This window comes from Guptibacillus hwajinpoensis (assembly GCF_020171785.1).
In the GTDB taxonomy this organism is placed as follows: Bacteria; Bacillota; Bacilli; order Bacillales; family Guptibacillaceae; genus Guptibacillus; species Guptibacillus sedimenti.
Map to the genome: position 1 here is coordinate 466,158 of NZ_JAIVAE010000003.1, position 17,382 is coordinate 483,539.

Annotated in this window: 16 protein-coding genes and 1 pseudogene; 6 read left to right on the forward strand and 11 right to left on the reverse strand. The window is 38.4% G+C overall.

Annotation, left to right across the window (positions count from 1 at the left end):
* Positions 1-154 precede the first annotated feature (154 nt).
* Positions 155-910, forward strand: a complete 756-nt coding sequence (gene fabL, locus LCL91_RS06390) for an enoyl-[acyl-carrier-protein] reductase FabL (protein ID WP_224880973.1) — start codon at positions 155-157, stop codon at positions 908-910.
* 76 nt (positions 911-986) lie between these two features.
* On the opposite strand, the gene LCL91_RS06395 is transcribed toward fabL, so the two are convergent.
* On the reverse strand, positions 987-1,901 hold the full coding sequence (locus LCL91_RS06395) for a phosphatidate cytidylyltransferase (protein WP_224881237.1): 915 nt from the start codon (positions 1,899-1,901) through the stop codon (positions 987-989).
* A gap of 73 nt (positions 1,902-1,974) precedes the next feature.
* Here LCL91_RS06395 and LCL91_RS06400 point away from each other — a divergent pair, with 73 nt between their 5' ends.
* On the forward strand, positions 1,975-2,526 hold the full coding sequence (locus LCL91_RS06400) for a hypothetical protein (RefSeq protein ID WP_224880975.1): 552 nt from the start codon (positions 1,975-1,977) through the stop codon (positions 2,524-2,526).
* 99 nt (positions 2,527-2,625) lie between these two features.
* On the opposite strand, the gene LCL91_RS06405 is transcribed toward LCL91_RS06400, so the two are convergent.
* The 3 genes from LCL91_RS06405 to LCL91_RS06415 form a co-directional block, all read right to left on the reverse strand.
* A complete protein-coding gene (locus LCL91_RS06405; RefSeq protein WP_165996479.1) occupies positions 2,626-3,555 on the reverse strand; it encodes a manganese-dependent inorganic pyrophosphatase in 930 nt (309 codons plus the stop codon).
* Positions 3,556-3,698: 143 nt separating this feature from the next.
* The gene (locus LCL91_RS06410; protein WP_224880977.1) at positions 3,699-4,343 is read right to left on the reverse strand and encodes an SDR family oxidoreductase; all 645 of its coding nucleotides are present in this window, start codon (positions 4,341-4,343) and stop codon (positions 3,699-3,701) included.
* 61 nt (positions 4,344-4,404) lie between these two features.
* Positions 4,405-5,580, reverse strand: coding sequence for an MFS transporter (locus LCL91_RS06415; protein ID WP_224880979.1), 1,176 nt, complete (start codon positions 5,578-5,580; stop codon positions 4,405-4,407).
* Positions 5,581-5,732: 152 nt separating this feature from the next.
* Here LCL91_RS06415 and LCL91_RS06420 point away from each other — a divergent pair, with 152 nt between their 5' ends.
* Positions 5,733-6,491: a TrmB family transcriptional regulator gene (locus tag LCL91_RS06420; protein WP_224880982.1), complete on the forward strand. Its 759-nt coding sequence runs from the start codon at positions 5,733-5,735 to the stop codon at positions 6,489-6,491.
* A gap of 147 nt (positions 6,492-6,638) precedes the next feature.
* Here LCL91_RS06420 and LCL91_RS06425 read toward each other — a convergent pair whose 3' ends face one another.
* A complete protein-coding gene (locus LCL91_RS06425; RefSeq protein ID WP_224880986.1) occupies positions 6,639-6,944 on the reverse strand; it encodes an AbrB/MazE/SpoVT family DNA-binding domain-containing protein in 306 nt (101 codons plus the stop codon).
* A 269-nt stretch (positions 6,945-7,213) separates the two neighbouring features.
* Between LCL91_RS06425 and LCL91_RS06430 the strand changes: the two genes are divergently transcribed.
* The gene (locus tag LCL91_RS06430; protein WP_224880988.1) at positions 7,214-7,666 is read left to right on the forward strand and encodes a MarR family winged helix-turn-helix transcriptional regulator; all 453 of its coding nucleotides are present in this window, start codon (positions 7,214-7,216) and stop codon (positions 7,664-7,666) included.
* On the forward strand, positions 7,663-10,308 hold the full coding sequence (locus LCL91_RS06435; RefSeq protein WP_224880990.1) for an MMPL family transporter: 2,646 nt from the start codon (positions 7,663-7,665) through the stop codon (positions 10,306-10,308). The genes LCL91_RS06430 and LCL91_RS06435 overlap by 4 nt, the downstream gene beginning before the upstream one ends.
* Before the next feature lie 63 nt (positions 10,309-10,371).
* Here the strand turns inward: LCL91_RS06435 and LCL91_RS06440 are convergent, their stop codons facing one another.
* The 4 genes from LCL91_RS06440 to LCL91_RS06455 all read right to left on the reverse strand — a co-directional run bounded on the left by LCL91_RS06440 (position 10,372) and on the right by LCL91_RS06455 (position 14,045).
* Entirely contained in the window at positions 10,372-11,301 is a 930-nt protein-coding gene (locus tag LCL91_RS06440) for an aminoglycoside phosphotransferase family protein (protein WP_224880992.1), read from the reverse strand.
* A 15-nt stretch (positions 11,302-11,316) separates the two neighbouring features.
* Positions 11,317-12,690: a hypothetical protein gene (locus tag LCL91_RS06445; RefSeq protein WP_224880994.1), complete on the reverse strand. Its 1,374-nt coding sequence runs from the start codon at positions 12,688-12,690 to the stop codon at positions 11,317-11,319.
* A gap of 317 nt (positions 12,691-13,007) precedes the next feature.
* Positions 13,008-13,472 (reverse strand): NUDIX domain-containing protein, encoded by a 465-nt coding sequence (locus LCL91_RS06450; protein ID WP_224880996.1) that lies wholly within the window; start codon positions 13,470-13,472, stop codon positions 13,008-13,010.
* Between the two features lie 15 nt (positions 13,473-13,487).
* Complete coding sequence (locus LCL91_RS06455) at positions 13,488-14,045, reverse strand: M15 family metallopeptidase (protein ID WP_255639918.1); 558 nt, start codon at positions 14,043-14,045, stop codon at positions 13,488-13,490.
* Positions 14,046-14,280: 235 nt separating this feature from the next.
* On the opposite strand from LCL91_RS06455, the gene LCL91_RS06460 reads away from it, so the two are divergent.
* Positions 14,281-14,556, forward strand: coding sequence for a hypothetical protein (locus tag LCL91_RS06460; RefSeq protein ID WP_224880999.1), 276 nt, complete (start codon positions 14,281-14,283; stop codon positions 14,554-14,556).
* On the opposite strand, the pseudogene LCL91_RS06465 reads toward LCL91_RS06460, so the two are convergent.
* Positions 14,545-15,255: pseudogene (locus LCL91_RS06465) on the reverse strand (nucleotidyltransferase domain-containing protein). The gene LCL91_RS06460 and the pseudogene LCL91_RS06465 overlap by 12 nt on opposite strands.
* A gap of 363 nt (positions 15,256-15,618) precedes the next feature.
* Positions 15,619-16,491, reverse strand: coding sequence for an HAD family hydrolase (locus LCL91_RS06470; protein ID WP_224881001.1), 873 nt, complete (start codon positions 16,489-16,491; stop codon positions 15,619-15,621).
* Positions 16,492-17,382 lie beyond the last annotated feature (891 nt).

Consider the following 17,382-nt stretch of genomic DNA (forward strand, 5'->3'; position numbering starts at 1 on the left):
CGAATTATAACATAACTGTCCGTGTCGATAATCTTTAAGCTTTTTAGAGTGCTATTTCGAGATCAATCTACCCGCTTTTTCATTTGCGAAACTTTTCACTTGATGCATGTTCCTGTATGATAGGAATGATTAGATAAAAAAGAGGTGACGTAAGATGGCGAATAAGGTAGCACTTATAACAGGAGGCACACGTGGCATTGGCAAAGCAATTGCTCGGAAATTTGCTTCTGAAGGATACAACCTTGTACTTAACTTTATGAGAAAGAAAAAAGATGCTGAACAAACGAAACGAGAATTAGAAGAAAAATACGGCATTACTGTACATATTGTTAAAGCAAATGTTGGTGAGGTGAAGCAAATTACTGCTCTCTTTCATGAAACAGAAGAAACCTTTGGCCGACTAGATGTTTTCGTTAATAATGCCGCATCAGGTGTATTAAGACCGCTTATGGAGATTGAAGAAAGCCATTGGGACTGGACACAAAACATCAATGCAAAGGCTTATTTATTTGCTGCACAAGAAGCAGCTAAAATAATGGAGAAAAATGGTGGAGGAGCGATTGTAGCCCTTTCAAGTCTAGGATCTATTCGAGCACTTCCAAACTATGTTGCCGTTGGTGTATCGAAGGCATCCGTTGAAGCAATCACACGATACTTAGCGGTTGAGCTATCACCAAAAGGGATTGTCGTGAATGCTGTGTCGGGCGGAGCGGTTGATACAGACGCACTGAAACACTTCCCGAATCGAGAAGAATTACTAGATTCAGCTAAGAAAAGAAATCCAGCAGGACGCCTTGTTGACCCAACAGACATGGCCAATACTACTTACTTTTTAACAACTCCAGAAGCAAGTATGATTCGTGGCCAAACCATTATTGTGGATGGTGGACTATCTTTACTTGGTGAATAATGAGGTGAAAGACAGCGGTCGTTCCGCTGTCTTTTTATGGTTATGTACATCCTAGGCTACAATTGCACGAGTATAGTTACATAAAATCGAAAAAGTAACGAATCACGTGAAAGAAAACAGGCGAAGTATAGGCAAGGCTGTCTACCCTACTCAAATAACTCTCTTTTAAAGCTTTCGATTTTTTGCTATCTCCTAGTAGCAGGTCGCGTTTCAAAACTGAGATGGTTAAACTTCCAAGAAAACCAGCAACGCTAATTAATACCCCACAAAAAACGCCGAACAATGAATCAAACGGTGTTAAATATGGAAATAGTGTATAAGCAAACGCAGTTGTTGTGAGTAACGAACAGAAAAAACCTTCTAACGTAATGTAAGGATTTGATGAAGGTACAACTTTTCTCTTTCCTGCATATAGCGATACCACATAATGAACCACATCATTTATTTGAGTTAAAAGAACTAGGAACAAAACGAGATTTGCTCCATATAGAGGAGAAGCAATCTGGAAATAAGCTAGATGACTTAAACCAAAAACCATCAGCATTAAGCCCCATTGCGTCGAACTTACTGATCTCAGAAATCCGAGTGTACCCTTTCCAACTATACGAGGCAGTGGAAGTAATAAGAAAACGTATACGGGAATAAAAACGATGAACATACCATACCAATCAATGAATATCCAGTAAAATTGAATAGGCACCGCCACATATGACCATAAAAAAATTCTTCGATCAGCTTTTCTTGTTTTCATCATAGAGAAGTATTCTTTCAGCGCAAAGAAACTTAGAACCATTAACGAAAACAGAGAAACGACTGGGTTAAATAATGTGGCCAAACAAAAAACTCCATACATCCCCCACCATGTTTTCACTTTTATTGTAAGCCCCGTAAAATCCTTTTCAGGTTGTTTTTTTCTCACAATAATAAAAATCGTCTGTGCACATATCAAAGCAAACAATATAACGGTCAGAGTCCATACTGTACTTTCCAGAAAGGCACCTCCTTACCATGATTGAAATGTTATGTATAATGAAAGAAAACGTCAAAATAATGAGGAGGCGATTATGACTCAAAAAGTATACATTTTACTTTCTGATACAGGAACTCTCTTTACAAAATCGATCAAAACATATACCAAAGCTCCATATAATCATGCCTCTCTTGCATTCGATGATCAATTGCATGATATGTATAGCTTTGGAAGAAAAAAACCGAATAACCCTCTAAAAGGCGGGTTTGTAAAAGAAAATGTCCTCACAGGAACATACCGCCGATATCCAAACACAACATGTGTGATTTACGAATTAAATGTTACCGAACGTGATGTAATTAAAATGAAGCGGTTACTAACAATCTTCATTAAAAATAAACAACGGTTTCTTTACAACATTCTTGGTGTTCTCGGTGTCTCAATGAATGAACCTATTGAGTTTAGTAATTCTTACTTTTGTTCGCAGTTCGTAGCTGAAGTCCTTCATCGATCAGGCATTGAACTTTGGGATAAGCTCCCAGCCCTTGTTACGCCTGACGATTTTCGAAAATGCGAACGGCTCTCCCTCATTTACGAAGGAAAACTATTTGATTATGAACCTATTAAAAAGCAATTATTGAAGTAATCTCACTCTTTATCAGTTTCCTTATATGGGTAATTTTTACACATTTATTTATTAATAAGGACAGATTCCGATAGAATCTGTCCTCGCTTGGAGCGTATATTACGATGTAAACGTTTCTGTTAAAACAGGTACAATTTGTTTTTTACGAGAAACAACACCTTCAAGTACTGCCAGATTTTCGATTAACGTTACGTTAAACGCCTTTTCTACTTGTCCAGCTTGCTTTCCTAATGCAAGAACTGTGGAGTTGTTTGTCAAAATGTCTGTTACTACAAGAAGGAATAGATCGAGCTCTTTTGCTTCAATCGTTCTTCTCATCTCTTCTTCCACCACGTCCTGACGTGCAAGTACATCGAGAGTATCAACAACATTTACCTGAGCTACTTCAACCTTAGCAGGTCCCATTCCAAATTCTTTTGCATCGAGTGAAATGAGTTCTGCTGGCGTTTTGCTGCTCATATCTGCCCCAGCCTTAAGCATTTCAAGACCGTAAGTTTCTGCATCAACGCCTGCAATTCCTGCCAGCTCACGAGCTGCAGCGATATCCTCCTCCGTACATGTTGGTGATTTAAAAAGAAGAGAGTCAGAGATAATCGCAGAAAGCATAAGACCCGCTATATTTTTATCAATCTGAATGTTGTTTTCTTTATATAGCTTGTTAAGGATTGTCGCCGTACAACCAACCGGTTCTGCGCGATAATAAACAGGATCAGCTGTCTCAAAGTTTGCGATTCGGTGATGATCAATTACTTCTAAAATTCGTACTCTTTCGATGTCTTCAGCACTTTGTTGACGTTCATTATGGTCAACAAGAATAACTGTACTCGCTTCGTTAGAAACCGTTTGAACCATACGAGGAGCTTCAACATTGAATTGATCTAATGCATACTGTGTTTCACCATTAACTGCACCAAGACGGACAGGCTCTACATCCATACCTAGTTTACTTTTTAAGTCTGCATAAACAAGTGCAGAAGTGATCGTATCTGTGTCAGGATTTTTATGTCCAAAAATCAATACTTTTTCCATTGTTCGACTCCTTTTGAATGAAAAGATTTATGTACTCAATACATATTGTAAAGATCTCTTCCTATAAACTCAATATTATTTCATATTATTCTAACAAGAAAAGTAAGGAAACGGATCCCCACTTAGGAGAATCCGTTCTTATCTTATAAAGAATCAATCGCTTTACTAATCTCATCATCTCCTGAAATGAGGTCAAACGAGCGACGAATCGTATTCTCTTTTGTAAGTGAAGAAACCACCACTTGAGCTACATCTTCACGCGAGATTGACCCGCTACCGAGGTTTTCAGCAATTGATACCTTCCCTCTTCCTGGTTCATTTAATAGTCCACCTGGACGAACAATTGTATAGTCTAATTTACTCACTTCTAACAATTTGTCTGCGTAATGTTTGGCTGCATAGTACGGCAGGAGTGACTCATGCCAATTTTCTCGATTGTGCGCCTGAAGTGCACTAATCATAACATACCGTTTAACCCCTATCTTTTCAGCAGCTTCTATCGTTTTTACAGCTCCATCTAAATCCACTAATAGCGTTTTATCTGATCCCGTACTCCCACCTGAACCTGCGGCAAAAATTACCGCGTCGCTCCCTTTCATAGCTTCAGAAATAACTTCAACTGAGTCTTCAAGACTTGCCACTACAGATTCAATTCCCCTATTGGCTAATTCATCTGCCTGCTCTTGTTTTCGAACCATTGCTTTCAAGGAATGGTCCTTGTTGCTATGAAGAAGATTAACAATATTTTGGCCAACCTGGCCGTTTGCTCCAATAACGAGTACATTCATCATAAAACGCTCCTTTCGAACAATCTATGCCCATTATTTCAAACCCTTTTTACTATCGCAACTAACTAGCTTGCTTTTTCAACAGGGACGACACGGTCCGACGATCTCTTGTCATAGAAAATACCGCTGAAGCTAACGCTAGTAGTATAAACATTCCTCCAACTGTTGCGTTCATTTCCACTGTGTATTTTTCAATAGCATAGGCACCAACAGAAGATCCGAGGGCAATACCGAGATGAAGAGCCGAGTTATTTAAACTTTGTTGAATATCAGATGATTCAGGTGCCAATTCAATTAAATAACTTTGTTGAGCCGGTGTGATCCCCCAGCTTAGCATACTCCAAATCACCATAATAATAAGAAAAAGCGGGAAAGAGAACGTGGTATAAGGGATGACAAACATCGCCACTGCAAAAACTATAATGGATATTAGTATAGTTGGCCTTGTACCAAACCGATCGGAAGCAACTCCGCCTAATCCTCCTCCAGCAACAGCTGCTACTCCAAAGATTAGATAAACAATACTTACCCAATTTCCCGATAATCCAAGCGTTGTTTTTAAAAACGGGGTGAGGTAGCCATAAAGTGTTAGATGACCAGTTAGAAACAGAAAAGATGTTAATTGAGCAGTTAAAATACGCTTATCCTTAAGTGTTCTGATTTGCTTACGAATTGGAATGGCTGGTTTTGGCTGGATTTTTTCCATAAACAAAGCAACCCCAGCCATTGCTAATACTGTAAGACCAATAATCAGAATAAATGGTGCCTTCCATCCAAAAGCATTTCCTAGCATTAAGCCAATCGGGACACCTAAAACGAGTGATGCACTGATTCCCATAAAAACAACACCGATTGCTCGTGCGCGATATTCCTGTTTGACGATGTTTGATGCCATCGTAACGCACAGAACAACTAAAAGAGACCCACTTGCTGCAGAAATGATCCTTGCTGCCATTAACACCGGAAATGTTGTACTTAATACAGCGATGAAATTACCTACAAGAAAAATAACAAGCGATAAGAGCGTCAGTTTTTTTCGTTCTATTTTTGCGGTCATCGATAATAGGATTGGCCCCATTATCGCAAACACAATGGAGAAAACACTAATTAGCAGGCCTGTTTTACCTAGACTAATCTTTAAATCATCTGCTACCAGATCAAGAATACCGCCAATAATTAATTCAACCATACCAACTACAAACGAAACGATGGTAAGTAAGTACACGCGTTTATTCATTATTCCTCGCACTCCTCATTAAAAAGTTACCACTAAAAGGGTAACTCTTTTCAAATGATTAAGCAATAGGAAAATGAAGGTTACTTTTACCCACTTAAATGGTTGTGCTATCATTAAAAGAAATGACCAGTAGAAGCAAGGAGAATAGTGACATGTTACAGCAGTTTGGATTTACGCAATACGAAAGCCAGGTCTATGAAGCACTTATTACAATCGATGAGGCTCTCGACGCCACTGCCATTGTCAAACGTTCAGGTGTTCCACGATCTAAAGTGTATGATGTTCTGCGGCGTATGAGTGAAAAAGGAATGGTATTGGAATCAACAACAGAAAAAAAACGGCTCTATGCTCCTCTTCCACTTGAATCAGCAATTAAGAAACTTCAGCGTGACTTTAACGAAAATATAACCCAATTAAAAACCATTCAATCTCGTGAAAAAAAAGCTGATGATCGTGTTTGGACACTTAAGGAAGAACAGTCCATTCACTCCCTCGTCTCAGAACTCCTTCATTTATCATCTTCTTCGATTATCTTTTCTGGTTGGTCGGATGATATTGAGCAACACCTTTCTATACTGGAGGAAAAAGAAGCTGAGGGGATATCTGTGGAAATTCATACAATAGGAAAGATACATTCTAACCTTAAAAATGTTACTACACTAATACCAGACACAGATCATCAAAAACTGGAGCGAAGTCGAATTGTCGTCATTGATCATCATGAAATCTTGTTTGCTGGAATTGAAGAATCGAATTGGCAAGCGATCCATACGAAATCAAAACCACTCGTTACTTTCTTCACTGAATTTTTCTATCATGATATTGCGCTAACAGAAATTACCCGAAAGTTTGGGTCCACAATGATGGAAGATTCCCACATTCGAGATGTACTGTTGAAATTACGTTATTGACGGTGTACCACTATCTTATCAAGTAAAATTAACAACTCTTCTCATGGAAAACATGACGCACATGCCCTTAAAGACTTCTTTCACTTCTACACCTTCTAACTTCAAAAAAATCCCCTTCCATGATTATGGAGGGGATGTAACGATCGCTTATTCGGCATTTAGCATTTCTTCCCTTTTCTTACCTAATTTCATTTCCAATTCTTCTTGTAGTAAAGCCATCCCTTCTTGACTGAGCACAATGTTACCATTTCCGAAAGTTTGGTTATTGTCTAGAATTTCACCTGTAATCATACAGGCCATGTCTGCTTGATACTTCTGTAATATGACCTTGTTTTCACTTGTGAAGATTTCAATAGGATCTTTCACATTAATATCTAACGTACGTCGCAGTTCTTTTGGAATGACAATTCGGCCTAGTTCATCAATTTTCCTTACCACACCAGTGCTCTTCATCCTCATTCCTCCCTTTCGTTTTAGCGAACGTCTCTCTATTTCTTTTATCATAATATTGATAACATTTTAATGCAACGTTTATTGTGCCAAAATTCTGTAAATTTTCATTATTTCTTACTATTTCACAGGACTTTCCTTTTAATCCTGCTCCTTCAAAATATTTGGTTGAAGTTCACTATCTTTTCTACATAACCTTTAATAGTTGCAACCATCTTCGTTTAGGGGGTAAACTAATAATGTTTAGACGGTAAACTAGTGGAGGTAACGAAATGGATAAAAAATTATGTGAAGCCGTTGAGCTTTTTGAAGAAGTCATTATGTATGGAACTGAGCGCATTATACGATCTTTCGAACATCAATTATTTGAAGAATACTCTTCTGAACAGCTCCAGATGCTTCAAATCATCTCGAAATCTGGTCGTATTTCACCTGGAAAACTCGCAGCCTTACAAGGTGTACATAAAAGCGCGATTTCCAACCGTTACAAAAAACTTGAAGCGAAAGGACTTTTAACGACGGTCGATTCAGAAAAGGATTTAAGAGGAAAAGCGATCACGCTTACGCAAAAAGGGAATGATGTTGTTGCTTTATTTAATGAAGTTATCTATGAGCATGTGGAAAATATCGTATTAAATGATTTTCACGAAGAAGAAATAAATGAATTCTTGCGTATCTTTCGCAAGTTAAGTTCAATTTTAAAAACAGAAGGAGATGCAAAATGAGACAAATTTTAAAATTTAAATGGCCAATTGCTATTGCCCTTATTGCGTTAACCGCCGTTTTATTTATTTTATCCCCCAACCTCACAAAACAAGCTGAAGAAGCCGGAACGTTTCAACTACCAGAAAACGCTGATTCTAAAATTGCAGCAGACTTACTAGAGGAAGCTGGTGCGGGAGATGAAACGATTTCTGTTGTGTTTACTTATGATCAACCCGTCGAAGATAAAGCGCAACAGACGGTTTCTTCTATTGCAGAAGAACTCGAAGGAGAAGGATCCCTCATTAAAAATGTGCTCGATCCTTTTGGAAGTGAAGAATTAACAGAACAACTCGTTTCTGAAAATAAACAAACGGTTCTATTGCCTATTACGGTGGACGGCACAGATGAAGAAGTGAATGATCTAGCAAATCGGATTCAGGAAGACATGATTCCAGATGACACAACGGCATATGTCACTGGAGAAGCGATTATTAATCACGATGTGAACGAAAGCGCCCAGAAAGGTCTTGAGCGTACTGAAATAATAACTGTGGCTTTAATTTTCGTTTTATTACTTGCTGTTTTTCGTTCCATTACAACTCCCTTTATCCCATTAGTTGCAGTTGGTATTACGTATCTCCTTAGTCAATCGATTGTTGCGTTTCTTATCGATTGGATTGGTTTTCCTGTATCCAATTATACGCAAATTTTTCTAGTTGCCGTCTTATTCGGGATTGGCACAGACTACTGTATCCTCTTGTTGAGTAGATATAAAGAAGAATTAGCTGAGGGGCATTCTGTTGAAGATGCGATTGTAAATACGTACAAGACTGCCGGACGTACTTTATTAATAAGTGGATTAGCCGTTTTCATTGGTTTTGCTGCGATCGGCTTCGCTGACTTCCCTATCTTTAAATCTGCTGTTGGGGTTGCTGTCGGAATTGCTGTCTTAATGCTCGTTTTATTTACAATTGTTCCATTCTTTATGGCATTGCTAAAAGATAAACTGTTTTGGCCATCTAAACAATCAGCGTCTCATAAAGATAGTAAACTATGGACCAAGTTCGGTCGTTTCTCTATAAATAAACCAATTTGGTCGATGCTCGTTGTTGCTGTTATTATGGTTCCACTCCTTTTCACATACGACGATCAGCTGTCGTTTAATACTGTAAATGAGATTGGTAGTGACTATGAATCTGTGAAAGGCCTTGATGCGATTGAGGAAGGCTTTGGTAAAGGAGATTCGCTTCCTGTAAAGGTGATTCTTCAGCAAGATGACGCGATTGTAACTGAAGAACTGCTTCCTTATATCGAAACAATCAGCAATAACATTGAGAAAAATGAAGACGTGGATTCTGTTAGATCAATTACAAGACCCACCGGAGAGGTTATTGATGATTTCTATGTTGATTCACAACTTTCCCAGGTTGGTGATGGTCTAAATGAAGCAACGAGTGGACTAAATGAAGTTCAAAGCGGATTAACAGAAGTACAAAACGGATTGGACCAAATTAACGGTCAAATCCCTTCTGATAGTAACGCTGGAGGCCTTGAAGAGGCAGTAAACGGATTAGGGCAAGTGAATGATCAGCTTGGTTCCATTTCACAGGGGCTTCAACAATCACAAAATGTAGCTGCAGCTTCAGAGCAGCTCGGTCAAGTTCAACAACAACTTGGACAAATTCAACAGGGGCTTGCTGGTGCCTCTTCCGATCTGCAAGGTCAGTCAGGTCAGGTTTCTGAACTAAGCGGGGGCATTTCGGATCTATCAAAAGGTGTTGGGTCATCAATTGATGGACTGAATGAAATAAAGAACGGCTTACAGGACGCAGCAGATTTGGTAACCAATATGGGGAATTCGAACGCACTTCGAGACACGGGTGTTTTCATTCCAAAAGGTACGCTTGATAATGAAGAGTTTGAACCAGCCATTGAACGGTATGCATTCGATGAACAAAAGGCTGTTACGCTTGAAGTGATCTTAAAAGAAGATCCTTATTCAACTGAGGCTATTCAAACCGTTCGTGAGATAAAAGAGACCGTCTCACGATCAATCGACGGAACACCACTTGAAGATGCTACTGTTGCTTATAGCGGGGTTTCAAGTATTAATAGCGACTTATCAGACATTTCAACGAGTGATTTTACAAGAACGGTTATCATCATGCTTGTTGGTTTATTTATTATCCTAACTGTCCTTTTCCGCTCCATGATTATGCCGATTGTGATGATTGGATCACTTCTACTTACGTACTTTACATCAATGGCGATTTCTGAATTAATCTTTATTAATCTACTAGGCTATGACGGAATAACGTGGGCCGTTCCATTCTTTGGTTTTGTTATGCTCATAGCGCTTGGAGTCGACTATTCAATTTTCCTACTTGACCGATTTAATGAAGAAGCTTCGATTGGCATTATGGAAGCCATGCATCGATCCATGGCTAAAATGGGTACGGTTGTCATCACTGCTGCAATTATATTAGCAGGTACATTTGGTGCAATGATGCCTTCTGGTGTACTAAGCTTAATGCAAATTGCTACAATTGTTATTACTGGATTGTTACTTTACGGTCTAATCGTTCTACCTCTTCTCATTCCTGCTATTGTGGTATCATTTGGGAATGGCATTTGGTGGCCTTTTAAACCTAAAAAGCGATAAGTTTCACCATACAAAAGCTCAGAGCAAACCGCTCTGAGCTTTTTAAATCTATTTACCACTACTTCACCTTGCATACTGGCCTATTTCTCTTCCATACGTTTTTAAATACAACTTCTCAAAAATCTCAATCATTTGATAAAAACGCTTATCATAGTTATCGCCTTCTACTGTCCATGAGGTCGCCAGTACGGTATGACAATAGCCCCAAAGTAGCAACCGCTCTTTATCTAGATTAAGATCCTTAGTGAAGATGTCTACTCGTTTTTGGGTCACTTCATAGACGTCTTTTTCCGGTAGCTTATTTAAAAGAAATTGAATTAAATCATACTCAGTTTCCCCCAATAATCCTTTTGGATCAATCGCAACCCAGTCAGTGTCCTCTGAAGCAAGCACATTGTAGTGATGAAAATCTCCGTGTAGTAACTTGTACTGAGCGATTGATTGATTCAGTTTCGTAAAAAGGCTTAGGGAAGTCCTAAGGACATGCGAAGAAAGTGGTCCATATCCATCCACATTCTGCATTACAGTATCTCGAAGCAACTTCTCTCTAACGGCTGTTGTTTGTAGCCGAGTATGACTTGGAGCAGGTATTGATAACTTTTTCATCACTAATCCAGCCTCGCGACAGGCTAGCTCATCGTTTTCTACTGTCGCAAGCGTGTGACCAGGAGATAATTTTTCTAAAATGATAATGCCTTTTTCTTTATCAAAGGCATTAACTTTAACCATCCCTTGGTGATTACACAAGCGCAAAGATTCCAGTTCATCAAGAAAGTCTGCTCCTGGTATACATAGTTTCACCACAACTTCTTTTCCACTCTCCAGCTTAGCTGGAGCAACATAGTTGATCGAGAGATGATAAGGATCCTCCATTTTCAGAGACCATTTTTGTTCACAATAGCGGATGATTTCCGGTAATTTCTGTAGCCATACTTTTCCTTCTTCCTTAAAATAAAAACAAACGGATTGAACAAACTGCTCTTGAAACTTCATTCTACACCTCCCCTTCTAATAAAGAAATAAAGTACAGTATGCGATCAAAACGCCGATAAAACCACACATCAAACTATACGAGATGTTTTTCAAAACAATTTTATAAGGATTCATTTTCAAACCTACGGAAGTTAGTGTAACGATAAGGCCATAAGGAGCTGATGGAACAGTTGCGATCGCGCTACTGGCGAGCAGAATCGTTAACGTAACAGAAGGAAAAGCACTTAACAACAGCTCACTTACGCCGCCAAAGATCCCCATTGTTGCAATGGGATGAACGCCTAATAATGTCATTATTAAAAAAGTAGCCTGGATGAAAAGCATAATGTAAACTTGATGCCCCTCAAGTGCCACAAGGGGGTCCTGTAAATATCGTAGGTATGGAGACGCGTTTAACGTTTCTGTGAAAAAAGATAGCGTTAGCAGTAAAACAATGAAATTATGTAAATGGTTTGTTTGCCTTTTCCAATTGGGCCAGCCAATTTGAAAGAAACTTCTTTTTCGTTTCAACAATAATGCCCAAATGTACGCAAAGGGAAAAAGGGCGATCGTAACGGCAAACAAAAAGTTGAACTGAATAACATTGGTTAGAAAAACGACAACCATTAAGAACAGAACCAGCGCCACGATAAATTCCATTAACTTCTTCTTACTACTTGCTCCTAACTTTGTAGGCGTACCAACCTCTTCTACCACTTCGTTGCGAAAGGTGATTTTTCCAATAATAGAATCAAACGCAAAGCCTAATAAAGCAACGAGCAACATCCAAGGTAACACCTCTAAGTAATTAGCATTTGTAATAAAGATTGATGTAGCGAGTAAAATTTCCAATGGACTCCAAAGTAACGCTAGAGAATATCCCCTTAAAGTCGACATGGCGATAAAACGGTTTCTGACGTGTGTTTTGGATTTTTTTAATTGATTTTTTAAAAGATCTTGAGAAATGGTTGCGGACGATAAATTCAAAAAGGCAGCTAGAGAAACCATGGTCGCTTCTCCTCGCACATATAAATCTCCCATTTTCTTCACATTGCCCCCGAGTAATGTTTGCAATATCTTATTATATCTCCCGGCTTTTACAACGCTATTCATCCATGGAAGCATGGATAAAAGAAACAACAATCCTATATTCCCTGCGAAAAAGGATGGAATCTGAACGATACTCATATCGCTTGAAAAATAAAAAAAGCCCCCTGCACTTAAAAGAATAATGCCAAGTATTTTAAAAACACGATCCGCTTCTTTGAAATTAATAACGATCATCACTATTGCTAATAGTCCAATTGTTGTATAAAGAGAAGCGTTTGACCAAAAGAGGTAGATCACATCCAATAGAAAAACGAATAAATAAAAAACGTAAATATGTTGAAACAGTCTAGTATTCCACATGTTATTCTCCTATCCTATAGGCGAACGATGAGAGAATGTGATCAGTTCGTCTACTTTCCCATTGTTAGTTTGCTTCCCTTATCCTATCGATAACCTCTCAAATTTTCAAGAATTCAAAATTCTTAAACTGCTAAAAACTCATTTTCAGCTAACTGATGATCTCAAACACTGAGCATTCTTTGTCTTTACTTTGTTAAACTGTAATCAAAAAAAGTACCGCCCGATTTAACGGACGGTACAAAAGGGGGAAAATTATGTTAGTTTAAATTTACCCCTTTTTAAAATACCTAAACCTTTTTTTCTAAAAATCTTTTCATTTATTTCTCGCTTATGATTTGACTCCTGTTTCTAGTGACAAACTCTTTTGATTCGTCGTGTTCTAAAAGACTTAATAACGCTTGTTCATGAACAAAACAAATTTGATTAATTTCTTTGTCATTCGCTTCAAGGTCCTTACCGTCGCCAACATATTCGAAATGAAACATTGTCGTTATTTGGTTATGATAACCGATTTTCGTTTGCATTTTTTCTGGAAATTCAAATGATATCGTTTCATTAAATCGCTTCTTTAACGTGTAGGCGACGGACCCCGTTTCTTCTAATAACTCTCTTCTCATTGAGGCTTCGACTGTTTCATCTTCGTCTTCAACGCCACCTTTAACAAAATCCCACGTTCCATTTTGAAGCTCTTTCCCCATTCTGGTGTTTATCGTGACTTTGCGAACGATGAGAAAGCGATTTTTGTGCGTAACAATTGCCCCAACAGCCTTCCTAGTTTTCATAACACTATCTTCTCGCTAGTTTGTCGCATACTCACTTTCATCAGGTCTTTGACCATTCTGTAATTGGCGCATCGTTAAACCGAAATCCATTTGCAAGTGAGGATAGTCTTTAAAACTACTCCAGTCTCCTCCCCAATCAAAACCAAGATCTTTCGCAATAGCGACTACTTCCATCCAATCTGATTTTCCATTCTCGTTATCGTCTCGCTCCATATCCCATACAACATCACCATCATCTAACTTCAAAGCAAAATCGATCGCTAGACCATAATTGTGATAAGAACCGCCCCCGGCAACATTTGTAACGACTTGCCCTTCGGTTGACCGTCCTTTTTCATAAAGAGCATCCTGTTCTTCTTTCGTTCGGTGTGCAGCTGTAATCACAATCTCAACTCCCTTATCGGCAGCTCGATTGATCAACGTATCTTTCGCTTCACTTACCGTTGGATGCAGCTCCGTTGGCAAGGGAACATCCTTTTGAATAAACATTCCCTCTAGATCTTCCTTAAAGTTGATGAAGATAAGACCAATTCCTATTATGAAAAGGAAGGTTATAAGATTGAATCCTTTCAAACCGAAACCTCCCACCTTATTAATCTAATATTTTGATCATAACATAGGTGGAGGTTAGGCATTCCAAATGGAGGCTTCATAGAATTTGTAAGCTTCTCCACAGAGGTTTACATTATTCTTCTTAAGAAATCAATTACTTCGTTTCGTCACTCTGCATACCGCTAACTGCACAATCCTAGTATAATAAGAAGAACATAACCGCTTTTTATCCATTCCCTAGCAAAAGGAGACGCTTATGAAAAGATTAGTAATTGCAAATTTTCTTCTTATAATCTCTCTTATTTATCGCATTACGAAACCAAACTTATATCTCCCTGCATTCTCTATTGAAGCAGAAAATCCTGTCAAACTTACATTCACTACTCTCACCATCGATACTGGTTTCGTTACCGGTAACAACGGCCTCCAACTACTCAATTTGGTTAAGTCCAATCTACCTTCTTATTTCAATCGCATGCGTCTTAACGATTTCTCCCTTGATTTCCAAGAAGCGGTAAGACTATTTCCCTAATGAAAATCCTTCAAACAAGCGACCACCGTATGGTTGTAAAACGTCATCAACAAACGTAATGACGCTTTCCTTTTCACGTGTTTCATAATAATGATCAAACACTTGTCCATACCTATCCGCCAGTGTTTGATCATAGATTTTTAATGCACGGACTATCCATTTAGATGAGCCGATCCACTGTTTATTCGTCCGAAGAATGAATTCATGAACTTGCTCTGCAAGAGTAGCTGCACAGCACATTTCTTCCCCTCGATCGGTAGCGCCAATAAAATCTTCTAATACATCTGTAAGAAAATAGCGTTTTAGCGTCATCTCGTTTTCTCCCCATGGAGACGGCCCCTTTTTCAGGATCATACCCGCCTCATCCTGCAGTACTTTTCCCTTCCCCTTGTCATTAAGAATTACGCCTTCAGACACCATTTTCGGAAGTGATGGTTTTGCTCGGGTACAGTCACTCTCATAAAAGGCATAATAGCTTTCTAAATTATGAACATACCATTAGATCGGCCACCCCTCATAGAAAAAGGTCTCCCGATACGAAACAGTTACCGATGAATCAAAGACGACTATATCAAGATCAGATGTAGCTGTCGCTTCCCCTCGAACAACGCTTCCAACTAGAAAAGCAGCCTCACATTCGGGGGATCTTGTTTGTACTAGATCCTTAGCTATAGAAACGATGAGTTGTAATGATTCCATTTTCCAACCTCCATTTCGATTTTTTATATTTTGAGGAAATAGTAGGCCCAGCTTAGGTAAAAACGATAGCTTTATTATCCAAATAACTAATAGAATGACAGCTAAAACAAGCCAGCAAGTTACCCCTACTAGTTCTTCTTTGACGTCAAAAAACACCATTCTGCATTCTCAAAATGCAACTAACTTTAATTAAAATCTTCGTTAACGTATCTCGTGAAAATTTCTAGTCCTCCGCTACCAATTTTTTCAAATCAGTACGGATATCTCAATCTTTTTTCACGTAAAAAGGAGCTTACCTTATTTAAGATAAGCTCCTTTTTATTAGAAGAGAGATAGCTTTTTTTCTTTTAACTCAGCCCTGATTCATGTGCTTTTTATTGACGATGGGACGATTAAAGACTTTAAATAATGATAGACTCCATCTTCATCACATGTAAATTCCGTTACATCGTCGACAATTTCTTTTATTTGATCCGATGCATTTTTCATTGCTACTGCATAATCAACAAACTGGAACATCGGTAAATCGTTGTTACTATCCCCGACCGCCAATGTTTCTACATCCGACAAATCAAAATAGTGCAACATTTTCTTAATACCAGTGGCTTTGTTTACATTTGCTACCATTACTTCAACATTATGAGCAGAAGAGATTGAGGTTGTAAAATCGATATCTTGCTTTATTTTTTCTAACTCATCTTTCCACCGATTGATATTGTCTTTTGTTCTAGCGAAGAAATAGAATTTAGAAAACTTATCTCCTTCGATGTGACTTTTCCAGTCGATCGCTTCTTTGATCGCCTCTTGACGTGAAAGCCATTCATTAAGCCCAACACTTTCTGGCTTTGGATCTTTCACCTCATCTTCCATAAATATACGATCTTGTTGTAAAGCGATACGGTCCGCTCCATATGGGAAAAGTTCATAATAAACTTTATGTTCTCTCGCTTTTTCGATAACCTGTTCTACTAATTCAAGAGGGAGTGAATGTTCAAATATAGCCTCGCCCTCAACATACCCGGCCATCCCATTTGAAGAGATGATCCCATCGACCTGGAATCCATCCGGTACAAGATCGCTTATTTCGTCTGCAGCTCTGCCTGTCGCGATAAAAACATAAAGTCCATTATCTCTTAACTCATCAATAATTTGCTTCGTAAGTCCACTTACCTTATTGTTGTGATTTAAGATCGTACCGTCCATATCTAAGAAAATAGCCTTTGGCTTTGTTACCATCATGACTCCCCTTACTGTAATAAATTCTACTTTTAATTTTTTTACATCTTATCTCTCATTTTAATAGTAACCAGTACAATTATTGTTACAAATCGAAGCCAATTGCAATTGTTGTTTATCAACAAATAACATGTTACTCCTCTTCACTTAACTTGTTCAAGTTATTGATACCAATTTTCATAAATTGGCATCGTTGGTTTGATTCGTTCTTTCAATTTAAAAGAGCCTATCTAATTGCAGATAAGCTCCAACATAATAGTGAACGCAAAATCAATCGATTTTTTCTGTATGTTATTCATGTACATTCTTTCTTCCAATCGTTAAAACCATCAGTACTGAAAACCTCATTTAAACACTGCTTCTTCATACAAATATTGTCTCTATTTATAGCAATAATCAGACAGAAGTTCACTTCATTTCTTCTTAAAATAAAAGATGAGGTGATAAAGATGTACAAAAGATTATGGCGAAACAAAAATATACGGTATTACTTACTTGCTAGAGGAATTTCTCGACTTGGCGATGTTCTTCCGGAATGGCCTTTTTATCTTTAGCGTACGATTTAACTGGTTCCAATCTTCACACTACACGAATGGCTATGGCTGAGACCTTACCATACCTTCTTTTTGGATTAATAGGTGGTGTTATGGCTGATTGGTTACCTAAAAAAAATTATTAGTCTATCTGGACTTAGCTCGCATCCCATTCATTCTTTCTATCGTATTTTTGCATTATTTGGATGCACTTACTTACACATATCTATTAATCGTGAGCTTTCTGACCCAGAGTATAGGATGTTTCTTTAACCCGACCCATCGATCTGTCCTACCTTCTATAACGACGGAAGAGGAACGAACGGGATGCGGCTTTAATGCCCAATCGATCAGCTGT